Origin of the sequence: Roseovarius sp. MMSF_3359, assembly GCF_030733385.1 — a bacterium.
GTDB lineage: Bacteria > Pseudomonadota > Alphaproteobacteria > Rhodobacterales > Rhodobacteraceae > Roseovarius.
In genome coordinates this window covers 66,736-82,158 of sequence record NZ_JASHJC010000005.1, presented here as the reverse complement: position 1 = coordinate 82,158, position 15,423 = coordinate 66,736, and the positions used below count along the sequence as shown (strand labels likewise).

Below are 15,423 nucleotides of genomic sequence, written 5' to 3'. Positions count from 1 at the left end.
CCAAACGGCGCATTGTCACCGCGGGGCAGCGCCCTATAAGAAGGTCGGGAAGAAGGAACGGCAAGACCCATGACCGAGAAAACCACACATTTCGGATTTGAAACCGTGCCCGAGGCCGAAAAGGCCGGTCGGGTGCAGGGGGTTTTCGGGTCGGTCGCGTCGAAATACGACGTGATGAATGACGCCATGAGCTTTGGTATTCACCGCATCTGGAAAGACGCGATGATGGATTGGCTGGCACCGCGCCCGGGGCAGAAGCTATTGGATGTGGCGGGCGGCACCGGCGATATTTCCTTCCGGTTTCTGAAACGCGCAGGCGCGGGGCATGCGACGGTCCTGGACCTGACCGAACCGATGCTGATCGAAGGGCGCAAGCGGGCCGAGGCGGAACACTTGGGCGCCAGCCTCGATTGGGTCGTGGGCGACGCGATGGCGCTGCCGTTTGAGGACAATACGTTCGATGTCTACACGATCAGTTTCGGTATCCGGAACGTGACCCGCCCTGCCGACGCGCTGGCCGAAGCGTTTCGCGTTCTGCGCCCCGGCGGGCGGTTGATGGTCCTGGAGTTCAGCCAGATCCCTAATGACCTGATGCAGAAGGTTTATGATCTCTATTCTTTCAACATCATCCCGCGCATGGGCCAGGCGATTGCCGGAGATCGCGAAAGCTATCAATACCTGGTCGAATCCATCCGGCAGTTCCCGGATCAGGAAACGTTCCTGCAGATGGTGCGCGCTGCCGGGTTCGAGAACGCCAAGTATCGCAACCTGTCGATGGGAATCGCCTGCCTGCACTCGGGCTGGAAACTCTGAATGAGAGGACCGCATAACATCCTGCGCCTGATCCGCACGGGCGCGACGCTGGAACGCACGGGTGCCATGGGCGTGGTGATGGACGCCATGGACGCACCGCCCTTGGTGCGGGGGACGATGCGGTTCCTGGCCTGGCCGTTTCAATGGCTGGGCTATCGCGGCGACACCGCCATGCCGCCTGCCACGCGGGCGCTGACGGCACTCGGCCCGGCCTATATCAAGTTTGGGCAGATCCTGAGTACGCGACCCGATCTTGTCGGCGAAGAGCTGGCGACGCAGCTGCGGGTGCTGCAGGACAAGCTGCCGCCGTTCTCTACGACCTTGGCCAAGGAAAGCGTCGAGTCCGAGCTGGGCCGGGCGGTCGAAGACCTGTTTGACGAGTTCAGCGAACCGGTTGCCGCGGCCTCGATCGCGCAGGTGCACCGCGCACGGATGCGCGACAGCGGTGACGAAGTGGCGGTCAAGGTGCTGCGCCCGGGCATCGAAAAGGCCTTCCGCAAGGATATCGACGCCTTCTATTTCGCCGCCCGCATGATCGAGCTTCTGTCGCCGGCCTCCCGGCGGCTCCGCCCGACGGATGTGATTGCGCATTTTGAAGGCGTGGTGATGGGCGAGCTCGACCTGCGGCTCGAATCCTCTTCAGCGTCAGAATTTGCCGCAAATACCGAGGGCGACGAGGGTTTTGAACTGCCCAAGGTGCAATGGCACCTCTCGGGCCGCCGCGTCATGACGATGGATTGGGCAGATGGCGTGCCGCTTGGTGATAATACCGCGCTCGATGCTGCCGGTCACGACCGGGTCCGCCTTGGGGAACGGGTGTTGCAGCTTTTTCTCTCCCACGCGCTGCGCGACGGGTACTTTCACGCGGACATGCACCAGGGCAATCTCAAGGTCGCCGCAAATGGCAACATCATTGCCTATGATTTCGGGATCATGGGCCATATCGACGAGTATACGCGCCGGGTTTATGCCGAAATCCTCTATGGTTTCATCAAGCGCGATTACCGCCGCGTGGCGGAGGTGCATTTCGAAGCCGGGTATGTGCCTGCCGACCGCGATGTGGATGAATTCGCCCGGGCCTTGCGTGCCGTGGGGGAGCCGATTTTCGGGATGGACGCCAGCCGCATTTCGATGGGCAGCCTGCTGAGTTATCTCTTTGAGGTGACTGAACGGTTCGGCATGGAAACCCGCACCGAACTGATCCTGTTGCAGCGCACAATGGTGGTTGTCGAAGGTGTCGCCCGCAGTCTCAGCCCCGACATCAACATCTGGACCGTCGCCAAACCGGTCGTGGAAAGCTACATCAAGGAAAGCATCGGTCCCGCCGCGGCTCTGCGTGACCTGGGCAAGACGTTGACCGTCCTGGCGCGGTACGGGCCGCGCCTTCCGGTGATCGTGGAAAACGCCCTGATCCGTCAATCCATGCCCCAGGAAACGCCTGCGAGGTCAAATTGGCCCGGCCGGTTGCTTTGGGGCGGGTTCGGCGTTGCGGCAGGCGCCGCAGCGATGATTTTGGGGCTAAACCTGCTCTGAAAAAGTCTCTTTCAGCGCTTCGACTTCGGCTGCGTAGCCTTCGGCGGCCTGTGATCCTCCTTGCACCCCTTGCCACAGGCAATAGGCGGCCATACGCCAGTGATACCAGGGTTCCAGCCGCCGATACCGGTCGATGGCCGCGCGATCAGGATAAGCCGCCAGGAACGCGCGCTTTTCCTCTGCCGTCAGCGCCACCCCGCGATAAGCCAGGTGCATCGCAGGTGACAGGAAGATCGCGATATCCTCGCACGGGTCACCGATCGCCGGACATTGCCAGTCGATCAGCGTCAGTCCGCCGGCGTGGTCGATGATGTTCGTTGATACCGGGTCGGCATGCAAAAGACGCTTCAGACCGCTGGCGGGAATGTGATCCAGCGGTTCCAGGCGCCGTAATTCGTCGGCGGTGTTGGTGGGGCAGGCGCTCAATATGGTCTGCACCTGTGATCGCAGCGCGTCGCTACCATCGGGTGTTTGCCGCAGGCCGCGCGGCGCTGGCGTGAGGTGCAGGCGGTGCAACAAAGTGGCCACTTGCGCGCAATCCGACCGCCATGAAAACCCTTCAAGATGCTGATAGATAACGACAGACCCAATATCTGCCTGGAAGTACTCCAGTAGTATCGGCGAGAGATTGTATGCGGCCAAATGTTGGAGAGCCCGAACCTCGCTCATGGGATCATTTGGAAAGAGCGGGTTTCGGGCTTCAACGTTGTAGAGTTTCACAACGATGTCGCCGTCCGGCCGCGAAACGCGCCAAAGCCGATTTGTCCGCCCGCCTTCAAGCGACGTCCACTGCGCGTTTTCTTTGAGCACACCCCGTTGACGCAGGTGAGCTTCGAGCACCTTGGTGAATTTGCTTTGGATGTCGTTCAAGTGGGTTAGCCCGGATGGATGGCGCAAGGTCGCGGGACGCTACGCCACTCCAGATTGCCGAACAAGCCCCTGTTGCGACGTCAGCTCGCCGTTTCGCGAAGGCCGAGGATATCGGACGCGGCGATTTCCTGCCCGCCAGACATGACCAGTACGGTCTCGCCGTTTTCGTTTCGTGCTTCGACGATCCGGTCGTGAACCACGACATCACTGGCACCGAGAAGTTCATCGCCCTTGTAGGACTCAAACGAGATCGCATAGGTTCCGGCCGGCAGCGGCGCGCCGTTGTCATCCAACCCGGTCCAGGCAATATCGCCGCTTTCGGCTGGTACGGCTTGCCGCAGGACGACATTGCCCGCGTCGTTGCGCACCACCAGTTCGGCACTATCCGCCTGCGCCGCGGCCTCGACCGACAAGGTCACCGGCGTGCCGGCAAATGAAACGGGCATCTGCGCCCGGGCCGTCATGCCGACCCAACCAGAAAGTTGCGCCACACCCAAGCCGCCGACGCGATCCGCCAGGGATGTCAGCAGGTCATTGGTTTTCACCTGCTGTTCGACCGTCGAAAAAGTGGCCAGTTGGACGGCAAAATCGGCCGATTCGATCGGATTTAGAGGATCCTGATTTTGCATCTGCGTCGTCAGCATCTTGATGAAGGTCTCAAAATCCGAGCTTATCGCATTGCGGGGTTGCTGCGTTGCACCGGATGTTTGGGCGGATTGCGCGGCGGTTTGTGTGGTTGAGGAAACTTCCATGAGAAGGCCTTTCTATAGTCGAATATCGACGCGGTCGGAATGGAGGGGCAGTGGGGCCGGGGCAGCAACGTCTGCGGCATCGTCGATGTCGCCCTGTGACGACGGCGAGGAAAGGCCGCCTGTATCTGCGCCATCGCCACCCTGTTTGCCGTTTTCGGCAGCGTTTTGGCCAAAGGCAAACTCGGCCGTCCCGTAACCGATTTCGTGGAATTCCTGCGCGAGGATGTCGATGTGACGGCGCATCAGGTCGAGGGTTTCCGGCCGGTCCGCCATGACGTGAACCGTCATGGCCCCGTCACCGGCCAGCATCGAAATCCGTACGCGACCCAGTTCTGCCGGGCTCAGCACCAGCTCCATCGGTCGGTCAGCGCCGCCCTGCCGCATGGCCTGGGCGATCTGGACGGCAATGTTCCGTGGCAGGTCAGGTTGTTGCAAGAGGGTGGATTGCTGCAGCCGCGATGTCGCGGGCATTTCCTGCGCCGCGGCCTCTGATGTGACCCGCGCCTCGGTTATCCAACGCACACCTTGGTCCTCCAAGGACACGTTTTGCGCTTTGGTGCTGGTGGCCATCTGCAACTGCGCCGCAAAAACCGGATTTGTTGCGACCCCTGACGCGGTGTTCCGCCGCGTCGCGAAGGCTGGCATCGGATCTTCAGACGCCAGACGCCGCTCAATAACATGTTTGGGTTCTTCATCGGTCATGACGGCCTGCGCCATGGGCAATACGGCCTTTTCCGTCCCCTTGACCTCTGGCTTGATTTGTTGGCCGTTGCCCTCCCTACCGTTTGCCGCGCGCGCGGCGCCCGGAAGGACTTCACGGGCTTCAACCTTAGCGCCGACCATCTGGCCGGTCGCCTCTGTCGCTCTTGATGTCGAGAACCATGCCGGCGTCGCTGTTTCCGCCTTGCTGATCGCCGGTACGCCCGAGTCCGGCGATGCCGTTGGCGAACCGGTGTTGGTGCTCGCTTTGATCGCTTCGGCTGCCTCAGCAACCAGTTGAACAACATCTCCCGACGTCAATTCCCGGCGCGGTGTTTTCTGCTTGAAAACCAGCTCATCAGCGTCATTCGCGAGAAACTCCAGCGCCGCTTCATCATCCGGGACGACCTCATCGACCGGGGCCTGCGTAGTATCATCATCTGCCGGAACAGTTTCCGAATCGGCTTCGGCGGCCTTTTCATCGGTTGGAGCTGCCTGTTCTGGTTTCGGTGTCTCAGAAGCCTCCTCAAGAACCGATTGGAAGGATTCGCGATCGCCCGCGTTGTCGTTGCTGCGATTGCCGTTTTCCTTGCCAATGGCGGCAAGTATCGGATTAGACATTGGGCCTTGGGTGGCCGGGCCGATCTGGGACTGCATGTATGAACTCTCCGGGATTCTTCCACGTGAGCCGGACCATTGCAGAACACAGTTACTGCTTCTTTACCGAATTCGGTTTGAATGCAGCAGAGTTCATCCAATTCGAGGTAATCCCGTGACAGAATCTTTACCAATTCAATCGCTGCGTACGCCCAATGCCCCTATCACCAAGCCGGTGTCAGCGCGGCAGGCCGCGGAGAAACTCGAGGCCACATTCCTGGCAGAGATGCTGAAATCCGCAGGTTTCGGTGAACAGGACAACAGCTTCAGCGGTAGCGCCGGCGAAGATCAGTTTGCCTCTTTCCAGCGCATGGCGATGGCCGAACAGATGGTCAAGAAGGGCGGGATCGGGCTGGCCGAGGCATTCTACAAGTCAATGATGGAGAAGAACGATGAAAACTGAGACAGCCCAAAGCATTATCAACCGTCTCGATGATCTGCTGGAGGCGGAGCGGGATGCCCTGCTGCAGGGCGATCTCGATAAGATCCCGGTCATGCTTGAAGAGAAAGAGAACCTGATTGACGCTCTGAACGACAATGGTCCCGAGACAAAGGCCGGATTGCAGGAATTACAGGTAAAAGTTGAACGAAATCAGGCGCTACTTGATGGCGCTCTGCAAGGTATCCGCAAGGTTGCTGCGCGCATGGCGGCGTTCCGTCGTATTCGCCGTTCCCTTGAAACATATGATGAAAGTGGCCAGAAGCGCACGATTCAAGGCGATGTCGAACGGCGAGTCGAGAAACGAGCCTGACCGGATTTGTCTCAAATGCCGGTTAGTTAGCCGGTGCCATTTAGCACTCCATTAGCACTTCACAACCATCCTGCGCGAGCATCCGAAAACTCGGGTGGCGCGGCAGGGTGAAAACCCCAAGCTGCAGATGTCAGAAAGACAGCTAGGCCGTCTTCCGAGTGGGGGGCGGGACGTGAAACTGGCGCAAAAGCGCCAAAGCTAAAGGAATATGCTATGTCAAGCATTCTGACAAACAACAGTGCGATGGTTGCGCTGCAAACCCTGAAAATGGTCAACAAGAACCTGGCCGACACGCAGGGCATGATTTCGACCGGTAAAGACATCGCCTCGGCCAAAGACAACTCGGCCATCTGGTCGATCTCCAAGGTGATGGAATCTGATGTGAAAGGCTTCAAAGCCATCTCGGACAGCCTGTCGCTTGGTCAGTCGACAATCGCCGTGGGCCGTCAGGCAGCGGAAACCGTTACCGACCTGCTGACCGAGATCAAGGGCAAGATCGTCGCCGCTCAGGAAGACAACGTCGACCGGACCAAGATCAACGACGACGTCACCGCCCTGCGCAATCAGATCGCATCGGTTGTGAGCGCAGCGCAGTTCAATGGTCTGAACCTTGTCGATGGCTCAGCCGGTACCGCATCCATTCTCGCATCGCTTGACCGCGACGCCAGTGGTAACGTCACCGCGTCGTCGATTTCGGTTGCCAGCCAAGACCTGTCGACCGGTGGTTACACTGCCAAAGCAGTTCTTGCCGGTTCTGACGGTGCAACCACCGACAACGATGTCGCTGGCTTCACCATGGATAAGGCTGGTGGCACAGGCGATATCGTGATTGACAGTTCGACCGACAACTTCGCCGTGGGCGACAAGGTGTCGATCACGGTCAGCGGGCAGACCGTCTCGTACACTGTGCAGGCTGGTGATCTGGATCCGTCGGGTACCTATGATGAAGCGTACACCGACGCGATCGTTGCTGTTGGCTTGAAGAACCAGTTTGATGCGTTGGGCATCACAGGCGTCGCAATCGACTATGATTCCGGTTCGCCGAATACCCTGACGTTCGTGACTGGTGCTGCCGCTGCTGGTGCTGATGCAGATCAAGACGTGACAGTCTCTGCTCAGTTCACCAACGCGGGTTCAGGCGGCCTTGGTGCTCTGTCCAGCATTGATGTTTCCAACGCTGCTGCTGCAACAGCATCCTTGGACACAATCGAAACACTGATCGATACCGCCATTGATGGCGCTGCCGCCTTTGGTTCGATCGAAGGACGCGTTGAGATTCAGGCCGAGTTCATCTCCAACCTGACCGATTCGCTGACAACAGGTATCGGCGCACTGGTAGATGCCAACATGGAAGAAGCGTCTGCGCGTCTTCAGGCCCTGCAGGTTCAGCAGCAGCTGGCAACGCAGTCGCTGTCTATCGCGAACCAGGCACCGCAGGCCATCCTGCAGTTGTTCCGGGGTTAATCAGAACTTTTGGGGGCGCCTGATCGGCGCCCCTGATCTCCGAACAAGCTGAAGCTTCTCCTGGAAGGAAACTAAATGAACGCGATTACCAAGGCGCAGAACGCGTACCGTAATGACGCACACCTGGTCGCAACAGACCGAGATACAGAATACAACGCATTTGCCAAAGTCACTCATCGTCTGAAAGCAGCCGCCCGGAAGGGCGACGATGGTTTCAGGGACCTGGTTTCGGCACTGCATGACAATCGAAACCTATGGACGATCCTGGCGGCCGATGTCGCCGACAGGTCGAACCCGCTGCCAAAGATGCTGCGCGCGCGGATCGTCTATCTGGCGGATTTCACACACCAATACAGCAGCAAAGTGCTGACACGCAAAGCCAGCGCAGATGCGCTCATCGAGATAAACACTGCGATCATGCGCGGGTTACGCAATGAAAGGGTCAAATGATGACCGGTCTTGTCCTGAAACTGAGCCCCAAGGAACGTGTTTTGATCAATGGGGCCGTGATTGAAAACGGCGACCGCCGCTCTCGGCTGTCAATCATGACGCCAAACGCGAATATTTTGCGGCTACGGGATGCCATTCACCCGGAGGATGCAACGACACCGGTGCGTCGCGTCTGCTACGCGGCTCAGCTTGTCTTGTCAGGGGATGCGGATCCCCAAGAGTCGCGCTTGAAGCTGCTCCGGAGCATCGAAGAATTGAGCCAAGTTTTGACCGATCCGGATAGCCGAATGCGGTTGGCCGAGGCAACAAGTGCACTACTTGAAGATCAGCACTACCAATGCCTCAAGGCATTGCGCGCGCTCCTGCCGCGCGAGGAGCGCCTGTTGGCGCAGTGGCCGTCGTGAATTTTCAACCTCTCCTTCCCGTTGGCGGCTTGCCGGGTTGGGTGTTGCTCAACAACACGCTCGACCGGCAAACCGATCTGTTCAACAAGTCGCCGCAGATCGTTCGCGATACGGAGTATTTTGAACAGAATATCGGGAATGTGCGTACGGCGGACGACCTCGTGTCGGATCGTCGGCTGCTGCAGGTGGCACTTGGGGCCTTTGGTCTGGGGGATGACCTCAACAGCCAGGCCCTGATCAAGAAAGTCCTCGAAGAAGGGACAAGTGATCCAGGATCTCTGGCCAACCGGCTTGCCGATGAGCGTTACAAGAAACTCTCTGATGCCTTCGGATTTGGCGAACTCGGGTTCCCGCGTACCGGACTTTCGGGCTTTGGCCGCGAAATTACCGATCGGTTTCGCAGTGTCGAATTTGAGGTGGCTGTTGGCGCCCAAGACGAGAGTTTGCGGTTGGCGATGAATGCCAATCGAGAGTTGGGCGAGGTTTTACAATCCGAGGGTACCGAGGATGCGAAATGGTTCACGATCATGGGGACCCCGCCTTTGAGGAGAGTGTTCGAGACCGCGCTTGGCTTGCCGTCCAGTTTCGGGCAGCTCGATATCGACCGGCAGTTGGAAACTTTCAAGGAGATGGCCGTTGACAAGCTGGGCATTGATTCCCTGGACGATCTGAATGCAGACGAGGCCAAGGAAGATTTCATCCGGCAATATCTGCTACGTGATCAACTTGCTTCTTTTCAGGTCCAGTCCAGTAATTCGATTGCACTGACTCTTCTGCAATCGACGCCCAACCTCTTCCAAACTCAGTAAGATCGTTACCAGGCCTCTTCGAGGCCAAAAGGAACCAATGCCAACTATGTGGGCTCCCGGAGGAGCCAAGTAGATATCGTGTGAGGGTCTTGGGCGAAACTGCGCGCCATTCCGGATCTTTCGCTTCCTACGCCTTCGGGTTTGGCTGATTTTGTCTCGCACTCGCGAGATTCGTGCCCGGTCTCTTGGGCGCAGTTGTTTGAGTGGTGGGTCGCGGAGTCGGACCCGGCGCTGCATTCGCACCGGCGCGACGCAGGATGATCGAGAGCCGGTCGAAACTATTTGCGACGGAGCCAGCCTCTTTTTCAGCCATGAAGCCGTCCAGCTCTGACCAGACCTTCAACGCCTGGTCCAGCTCGGGGTCGGTCCCGTCCGCGTAGAGCCCGGCTTTGACCATCGTCTCAGACCGGGCATAGACACCAAGCAGTTTCCGGACGCGTTGGATCAAGGCATTTTCGTCCTCGCTGGCTGCGGCGGGGAGGCTGCGTGACACCGACCGCAGCAAATCTATCGCCGGATACCGGCCGCGCTCGGCGATTTGCCGATCCAGAACCACATGCCCATCCAGAACACCGCGCAGGATATCGGCAATCGGCTCATCCATGTCCGATCCGGCAACCAGGACACTGAGCAGGGCGGTGATGTCGCCGCGGCCGTCCTCTCCCGGTCCGGCCCGCTCGCAAAGCGACATGATCGTATGGGCGGTGGAGGCGGGAAATCCCCGCAGGGCGGGAATTTCACCGGCGGCAGTTGCAACCTCGCGATGGGCTTCGGCAAACCGCGTGATCGAATCGGCCAGAAACAACACGTGATGACCCTGATCGCGGAAATGTTCGGCAACACTCATCGCGGCCCAAGCGCAGCGTCGGCGCACGAGCGGAGATCTGTCGGATGTCGCGGCGACGATGATCGAACGCCGCATGCCTTCCGGCCCCAGAACATTCTCGACAAAGTCGCGCAACTCACGCCCGCGCTCGCCGATCAGGGCGAAAACGACGATATCGGCCTCCATGTTGCGACCAAGATGCGCCAACAGGCTCGATTTCCCGACCCCGGACCCGGCGAAAAGGCCCACCCTTTGACCGCGAACAATCGGCAGAAGCGTATTGAATGCCGTCATGCCGGTTTCCAGACGCTCACCCAAGGTCTTGCGTTGCGTTGCCGCAGGGGGCTCTGCGCATAAAGGCCGCGCAACCGGGCCGCGCAGAAGGGGGCGCCCGTCCAGGGGCTGACCAAACGGATCAATGATTCGGCCAATCCAATTCTCGGTCGGTGCAATATCACTTGCCTGCAACAACGTGGCGCGATCCCCCAATGAGACCCCCGTTGGCGCTTCATCCGACAACATAAGAACGCTGTCTTCTTCGATCTGCAGGATTTCCCCCGAAAGCCATCCACCCTCGCGCCTCATGACCCTGATTCGGTCTCCCAGACGGGCGGCATGGCCAAGCCCGGTGATGCGCAGCGTGCTGCCTTGCACCGCCCGCACACGCCCCAGAATGCGAACCGCCTGCAGGTTTGCGATCTCTGCTTGCAGGCAGGACAGGTCTGATCTGCTCATCGAACTCTCCAATAATTTCCTGAAAACAATTTCTAAAGGAATCATCGTTAAGCCTTGGTTGAAGCCAATCGAGGGAGAAGCCCCGATGTTTGAAAAACTGGAAATCTTTCGCATGGCCCATGCCATGTCTGTCCATGCCGGCGCGCGCCAATCGGTCGTTGCTCAGAACATGGCAAATGCCGACACGCCCGGTTACGCGGCGCGTGACGTGCGACCTTTCAAGGAAATTCTCGAATCGGGTGATACGGGTTTTGTCCCGCGGGCAACGCGGCCCGGGCACCTCAATGCCACCGCAATGCCGTTTGACCTGAGCGTCAGCGAGCGGCGTGATGCCATGGCGGACCCGAATGGAAATTCGGTCTCGTTGGAGACAGAGATGTTGGCCGCCGTTGATGTCAAACGTCAGCATGACCGGGCCCTCGCGATCTACAAGTCATCCCTGACCGTGCTGCGCGCTGCAATCAGCCGCCGATAGGAGTGTTGTTTCATGAGTGAATTTTCGAAATCCCTGTCGGTTTCCGCGAGCGGCTTGAAAGCGCAGGCACAAAGGCTCCGCCATGTCTCGGAGAACATTGCCAACACCGACACGCCCGGCTATCGGCGCAAGAGCGTGACCTTTGAAACGGAATTCGGCAATCGCGGATCTGTCGGCGAGGTCGAAACCAGCCGGGTCCATCTGGACCGAAGCGAATTGGCGAAGGTGTATGACCCCAGCCATCCCATGGCCGATGAAAGCGGCCATTATGACGGATCGAATGTGAATCTTGTCATTGAAATCGCTGACGCGCGCGAAGCGCAGCGCAGCTACGAGGCGAACCTCAAAATGTTCGATCAGGCGCGTCAGATGTCGTCAAGCCTGATGGAATTGCTACGTCGATAAAGGAGATCCAGAATGGATATCAAAGCTCTGAACGCTGTACAGAATTATGCAGCCTCTCGCCCTGCGACCGAGCCGAATGCCGGTCAGGGCGGGGCGGGCGAGGCCTTTAAAGGTCTCGCCAAGGATTTTGCGACCACGCTCCAGGAAAGCGAGCAGATCGCCAAGGCCGCGATGACCGGCGATGCCGATCCGCACGCGCTGGTGCAGGCGTTGGCGCAGACCGAACTGGCCGTCGAAACGGCAGTGACGGTGCGTGACAAGGTTGTCGAAGCGTATCAGGAAATCCTGCGGATGCCGGTCTGAACCTCATGATGGACGAAGTGATTTTCTTCGACACGCTCCGGCAGGGGCTCTGGGTGGCGGTGATCATCTCCTTGCCCATCCTTTCGGTCGCCTTGTTGGCCGGCGTGACGGTCGGCCTTTTTCAGGCGTTGACCTCGATCCAGGAGTTGACGTTGACCTTCGTACCAAAACTCGCCGCCATTGTCGTCGTCTTCTGGCTGTCGATGGCGTTCATGACCCAAACACTGGTCGCCTTTTTCCAGGATCAGCTGATCCCGCTGATCATCGGAGGTTGAGATATGGAATCAACAGGTTACACAACGCTGACACGGCAATCAGGTCTCATGCGCGAAATGCAGGTGATTGCCAACAACATCGCCAATAGCGCCACGACCGGCTTTCGCCAAGAAGGCCTGATCTTTGCCGAATTCGTGCGCGGTACCGAGGAGGGGCCGTCGATCTCCATGGCGTCTGCCGAAGTTCGCAACACGTCGATGATCCAAGGCGCGCTGACGAAAACAGGTGGAATCCTGGATATGGCCGTTGAAGGCGAAGGGTTTTTCCTGATCGAAACACCGCTGGGTCAACGTCTGACCCGCGCGGGTAACTTTGCGCTGTCAGCCGAGGGCGACCTCGTCACCAACGATGGTTTCCGGGTGCTCGATGCCGGGGGGGCGCCGGTCTTTGTGCCGCCCGATGCGACGGCGCTGGGGATTTCGCCGGATGGCACGGTCAGCGATGGCGGGCGTCCATTGGCGCAGATCGGCCTCGTGCAACCCGCGGACCCGATCGACCTTATTCGTGAGGATGGCGTCATGTTCCGTACCGAAGGAGAGGTCTTGCCCGTCGAAGGCGGACGCATTTTGCAGGGTTTCCTGGAGGGCGCCAATGTCGATCCCGTGAGCCAGATCGCCCGGATGATCGAAGTACAGCGCGCTTACGAGATGGGCCAGAGTTTCCTCGATTCCGAAAACAAACGCATCATCTCAGCCCTCGACACTTTCACCCGTTAATCCAAGGAGGTGCCCATGCGCGCCCTGAAAATCGCAGCAACAGGAATGGCCGCTCAGCAGATGCGCGTCGAGACCATTTCAAACAACCTCGCGAACATGTCGACGACCGGTTACAACGCGCGCCGTGCCGAGTTTTCCGATCTGCATTACCAACAGCTGGCCCGCGCCGGTACGGTGAATTCTGCCGATGGCACGGTGCTGCCTACGGGCGTGCAGCTCGGTCTCGGGGTGCGTCCCGCAGCGGTGTCGGTCAATCTGCAGCAGGGGTCGCTTGGGGCGACAAATGGCGATCTGGACGTGGCAATCGACGGTGGTGGATATCTCGAAGTGACGCTGCCATCGGGCTTGTCGGCCTACACCCGCGATGGGGCTTTGAAACGTTCGGCGGAAGGGCAAATCGTGACCTCCGATGGTTTCCCGTTGACGCCGGAAATCGTGATCCCGGATGATGCGCGCAGTATCTCGATCAACCCTGCGGGAGAGGTTTTCGCTTACTTCAGTGACGCCGCTCAGGCGCAGTCCATCGGTGAGATCACGCTCGCCAGCTTCACAAACCCCAAGGGGCTGGAGGCGATCGGCGGCAACCTCTTCACCGAGACTGAAGCATCTGGACCGGCCAATGTTTCCACCCCGGGCGAGGATGGCCTCGGGACGTTGCGCCAAGGTTATCTCGAGGACAGTTCGGTTGATCCCGTGCGCGAAATTACCGAACTGATCGAGGCGCAGCGCGGCTACGAGTTGAATGCGAAAGTGATCTCGGCCTCCGACCAGATGCTTGGCGCGACCACGCAGGTGCGCTGATGAAACACGGCCTGACCCTTGCGATCCTGTTGCTGGCCAATCAGGCCGTGGCCGACACGGTCCTGGCTGCGCGTACCATTCGGCCGGGGACCGTGATTACCGCGCGGGATCTGATTACCAAGCCTGGCAATATCGTCGGCATGGCCAGCAAACCCGAACAGGTGATCGGTGCCGAGGCGCGTGTCTCGCTCTATGCGGGCCGGCCAATCCCACTGGCCGATACCGGGCCGCCCGCACTGGTCGAGCGCAATCAGATCGTCGCGTTGGTGTTCCAGCGCAATGGTCTCAAGATTTCCGCGGAAGGGCGGTCCTTGTCCCGGGCGGGCGTCGGTGACGTCGTGCGGGTCATGAACCTCTCATCGCGAACGACGGTATCCGGCAAGGTCATGTCGGACGGCCGTGTAATGGTATCACAATAGGATGTGTCATGTTTGATCGAAAAATCAGTCTTTGCCTTTGCCTCGCGGTTGGTGTCACCGGATGCAGCCGCCTCGACCACATCGGCAAACCGCCGAGCTTCACGCCCACCCGAAATTCGACCGAGCATACGGCGATGATGAACCCCGGCCTACCATTGACGGCGGAGCCCAGAAGGCAGATTGACGGGGCGTCCCTTTGGAGCGGTGGCCGGCGGTCGCTGCTGGGTGATCGACGGGCGTTGAAACGCGGGGATATCCTGACCGTCGTGATCGAAATCGACGAAGAAGCAGCCATTTCAAACTCAACCGAGAGATCCCGTAAAGGGTCTGAATCATTGAGCATTCCGCATCTCTATGGCTTGCCACAGCGGATAAACAGAAAATTGCCGGACGGCGCCTCTCTGGATAACGCGGTCTCATTGGACTCGTCCGGCAGTTCCGGCGGTGACGGTTCTGTCAGCCGGCAGGAAGAGCTGACCCTGCGCGTTGCGGCCACCGTGATGGAAGTCCTGCCCAATGGGGTTCTGTCGATCCAGGGCACGCAAGAGGTGCGGGTGAATTTCGAACTGAGAGAGTTGCTTGTAAGCGGCTATGTGCGCCCCGAGGACATTTCGCGTCAGAACCAGATCACCTACGACAAGATTGCCGCCGCGCGGATTTCCTACGGTGGCCGCGGTCAGATCACGGATGTTCAGCAACCCCGGATCGGACAACAGGTGCTGGATATGGTCCTGCCATTTTAGGAGAGTGAGATGATTGGGAAGCTTTTGCCGGTGATCCTGGCGGTTGTCGGGGTCGGTGGCGGCATCGGTGCGGGGCTGGCGCTCAAGCCGGAACCCGCCGAGATGGCCGCTGAAAACCCCTGCGGGGATGTGCATCACGAGGTGGCCGCCAAGGAGCCGGAACACGCCGAAGACGACGCGCATGGCGCCGAAGAGACGGTGGAATACATCAAGCTCAATAATCAGTTCCTGGTGCCGGTCGTTGCCGACGAGAGGATCAAGTCCCTTGTTGTGATGACCTTGAGCGTTGAGATCCAGGCGGGCCAGGGGGAGGTAATTTACTCTAGGGAGCCGAAACTTCGCGACGCCTTTCTGCAGGTCCTGTTCGATCACGCCAATATCGGCGGGTTCCGCGGTGAATTCACGAATGCCAGAAACCTCGACGTCTTGCGCAACGCCCTGTTGGAGGTTGCGCAAACCATCGCCGGAGACAGCGTAAATGGTGTTCTCATCACCGATATCGCGCGTCAGGATGTGTGATG

At 59.3% G+C, this 15,423-nt stretch carries 21 protein-coding genes; 17 read left to right on the top strand and 4 right to left on the bottom strand.

Annotated features, from left to right (window positions below; translation table 11 throughout):
• The first annotated feature begins 69 nt into the window (after positions 1–69).
• Both ubiE and ubiB read left to right on the top strand, forming a co-directional pair.
• Complete coding sequence (gene ubiE / locus RBB29_RS08955; protein WP_306115856.1) at positions 70–813, top strand: bifunctional demethylmenaquinone methyltransferase/2-methoxy-6-polyprenyl-1,4-benzoquinol methylase UbiE; 744 nt, start codon at positions 70–72, stop codon at positions 811–813.
• Positions 814–2,346, top strand: coding sequence for a 2-polyprenylphenol 6-hydroxylase (gene ubiB, locus RBB29_RS08950; RefSeq protein WP_306115855.1), 1,533 nt, complete (start codon positions 814–816; stop codon positions 2,344–2,346).
• Here the strand turns inward: ubiB and RBB29_RS08945 are convergent.
• The 3 genes from RBB29_RS08945 to RBB29_RS08935 all read right to left on the bottom strand — a co-directional run bounded on the left by RBB29_RS08945 (position 2,332) and on the right by RBB29_RS08935 (position 5,324).
• Complete coding sequence (locus RBB29_RS08945) at positions 2,332–3,216, bottom strand: phosphotransferase (RefSeq protein ID WP_306115854.1); 885 nt, start codon at positions 3,214–3,216, stop codon at positions 2,332–2,334. The two genes, ubiB and RBB29_RS08945, sit on opposite strands and share 15 nt — an antisense overlap.
• 80 nt (positions 3,217–3,296) lie before the next feature.
• Positions 3,297–3,968 carry a flagellar hook capping FlgD N-terminal domain-containing protein gene (locus RBB29_RS08940; RefSeq protein ID WP_306115853.1) on the bottom strand — a complete coding sequence of 224 codons (672 nt, stop codon included), beginning with the start codon at positions 3,966–3,968 and terminating at the stop codon, positions 3,297–3,299.
• A 12-nt stretch (positions 3,969–3,980) separates the two neighbouring features.
• Positions 3,981–5,324 (bottom strand): flagellar hook-length control protein FliK, encoded by a 1,344-nt coding sequence (locus tag RBB29_RS08935; protein WP_306121129.1) that lies wholly within the window; start codon positions 5,322–5,324, stop codon positions 3,981–3,983.
• 115 nt (positions 5,325–5,439) lie between these two features.
• Here RBB29_RS08935 and RBB29_RS08930 point away from each other — a divergent pair, with 115 nt between their 5' ends.
• The 6 genes from RBB29_RS08930 to RBB29_RS08905 all read left to right on the top strand — a co-directional run bounded on the left by RBB29_RS08930 (position 5,440) and on the right by RBB29_RS08905 (position 9,203).
• Positions 5,440–5,727, top strand: a complete 288-nt coding sequence (locus RBB29_RS08930; protein ID WP_371931460.1) for a rod-binding protein — start codon at positions 5,440–5,442, stop codon at positions 5,725–5,727.
• Positions 5,717–6,076 (top strand): flagellar protein FlgN, encoded by a 360-nt coding sequence (locus RBB29_RS08925; RefSeq protein WP_306115851.1) that lies wholly within the window; start codon positions 5,717–5,719, stop codon positions 6,074–6,076. Before RBB29_RS08930 ends, RBB29_RS08925 begins: the two co-directional genes overlap by 11 nt.
• A gap of 213 nt (positions 6,077–6,289) precedes the next feature.
• Positions 6,290–7,540 (top strand): flagellin, encoded by a 1,251-nt coding sequence (locus RBB29_RS08920; protein WP_306115850.1) that lies wholly within the window; start codon positions 6,290–6,292, stop codon positions 7,538–7,540.
• Between the two features lie 75 nt (positions 7,541–7,615).
• Entirely contained in the window at positions 7,616–7,990 is a 375-nt protein-coding gene (gene flaF, locus RBB29_RS08915) for a flagellar biosynthesis regulator FlaF (protein ID WP_306115849.1), read from the top strand.
• Positions 7,990–8,394, top strand: a complete 405-nt coding sequence (gene flbT, locus RBB29_RS08910) for a flagellar biosynthesis repressor FlbT (protein ID WP_306115898.1) — start codon at positions 7,990–7,992, stop codon at positions 8,392–8,394. Before flaF ends, flbT begins: the two co-directional genes overlap by 1 nt.
• Positions 8,391–9,203: a DUF1217 domain-containing protein gene (locus RBB29_RS08905; protein WP_306115848.1), complete on the top strand. Its 813-nt coding sequence runs from the start codon at positions 8,391–8,393 to the stop codon at positions 9,201–9,203. Before flbT ends, RBB29_RS08905 begins: the two co-directional genes overlap by 4 nt.
• A gap of 127 nt (positions 9,204–9,330) precedes the next feature.
• Here RBB29_RS08905 and RBB29_RS08900 read toward each other — a convergent pair whose 3' ends face one another.
• Entirely contained in the window at positions 9,331–10,764 is a 1,434-nt protein-coding gene (locus tag RBB29_RS08900; protein ID WP_306115847.1) for a FliI/YscN family ATPase, read from the bottom strand.
• 85 nt (positions 10,765–10,849) lie between these two features.
• Here RBB29_RS08900 and RBB29_RS08895 point away from each other — a divergent pair, with 85 nt between their 5' ends.
• The 9 genes from RBB29_RS08895 to RBB29_RS08855 are packed head-to-tail and all read left to right on the top strand — an operon-like array spanning position 10,850 to position 15,421.
• Positions 10,850–11,239, top strand: coding sequence for a FlgB family protein (locus RBB29_RS08895; protein ID WP_306115846.1), 390 nt, complete (start codon positions 10,850–10,852; stop codon positions 11,237–11,239).
• Between the two features lie 12 nt (positions 11,240–11,251).
• Complete coding sequence (gene flgC / locus RBB29_RS08890; protein WP_306115845.1) at positions 11,252–11,644, top strand: flagellar basal body rod protein FlgC; 393 nt, start codon at positions 11,252–11,254, stop codon at positions 11,642–11,644.
• Positions 11,645–11,656: 12 nt separating this feature from the next.
• On the top strand, positions 11,657–11,947 hold the full coding sequence (fliE, locus tag RBB29_RS08885; protein ID WP_306115844.1) for a flagellar hook-basal body complex protein FliE: 291 nt from the start codon (positions 11,657–11,659) through the stop codon (positions 11,945–11,947).
• A 5-nt stretch (positions 11,948–11,952) separates the two neighbouring features.
• Positions 11,953–12,222 (top strand): flagellar biosynthetic protein FliQ, encoded by a 270-nt coding sequence (locus RBB29_RS08880; RefSeq protein WP_306115843.1) that lies wholly within the window; start codon positions 11,953–11,955, stop codon positions 12,220–12,222.
• A gap of 3 nt (positions 12,223–12,225) precedes the next feature.
• Positions 12,226–12,939 (top strand): flagellar hook-basal body complex protein, encoded by a 714-nt coding sequence (locus RBB29_RS08875; protein WP_306115842.1) that lies wholly within the window; start codon positions 12,226–12,228, stop codon positions 12,937–12,939.
• 15 nt (positions 12,940–12,954) lie between these two features.
• Entirely contained in the window at positions 12,955–13,740 is a 786-nt protein-coding gene (gene flgG, locus RBB29_RS08870) for a flagellar basal-body rod protein FlgG (protein WP_306115841.1), read from the top strand.
• Positions 13,740–14,159 (top strand): flagellar basal body P-ring formation chaperone FlgA, encoded by a 420-nt coding sequence (gene flgA, locus RBB29_RS08865; protein WP_306115840.1) that lies wholly within the window; start codon positions 13,740–13,742, stop codon positions 14,157–14,159. The genes flgG and flgA overlap by 1 nt, the downstream gene beginning before the upstream one ends.
• Before the next feature lie 8 nt (positions 14,160–14,167).
• The gene (gene flgH, locus RBB29_RS08860) at positions 14,168–14,902 is read left to right on the top strand and encodes a flagellar basal body L-ring protein FlgH (protein ID WP_306115839.1); all 735 of its coding nucleotides are present in this window, start codon (positions 14,168–14,170) and stop codon (positions 14,900–14,902) included.
• A gap of 9 nt (positions 14,903–14,911) precedes the next feature.
• Positions 14,912–15,421, top strand: a complete 510-nt coding sequence (locus RBB29_RS08855) for a flagellar basal body-associated FliL family protein (RefSeq protein WP_306115838.1) — start codon at positions 14,912–14,914, stop codon at positions 15,419–15,421.
• Positions 15,422–15,423: the final 2 nt, after the last annotated feature.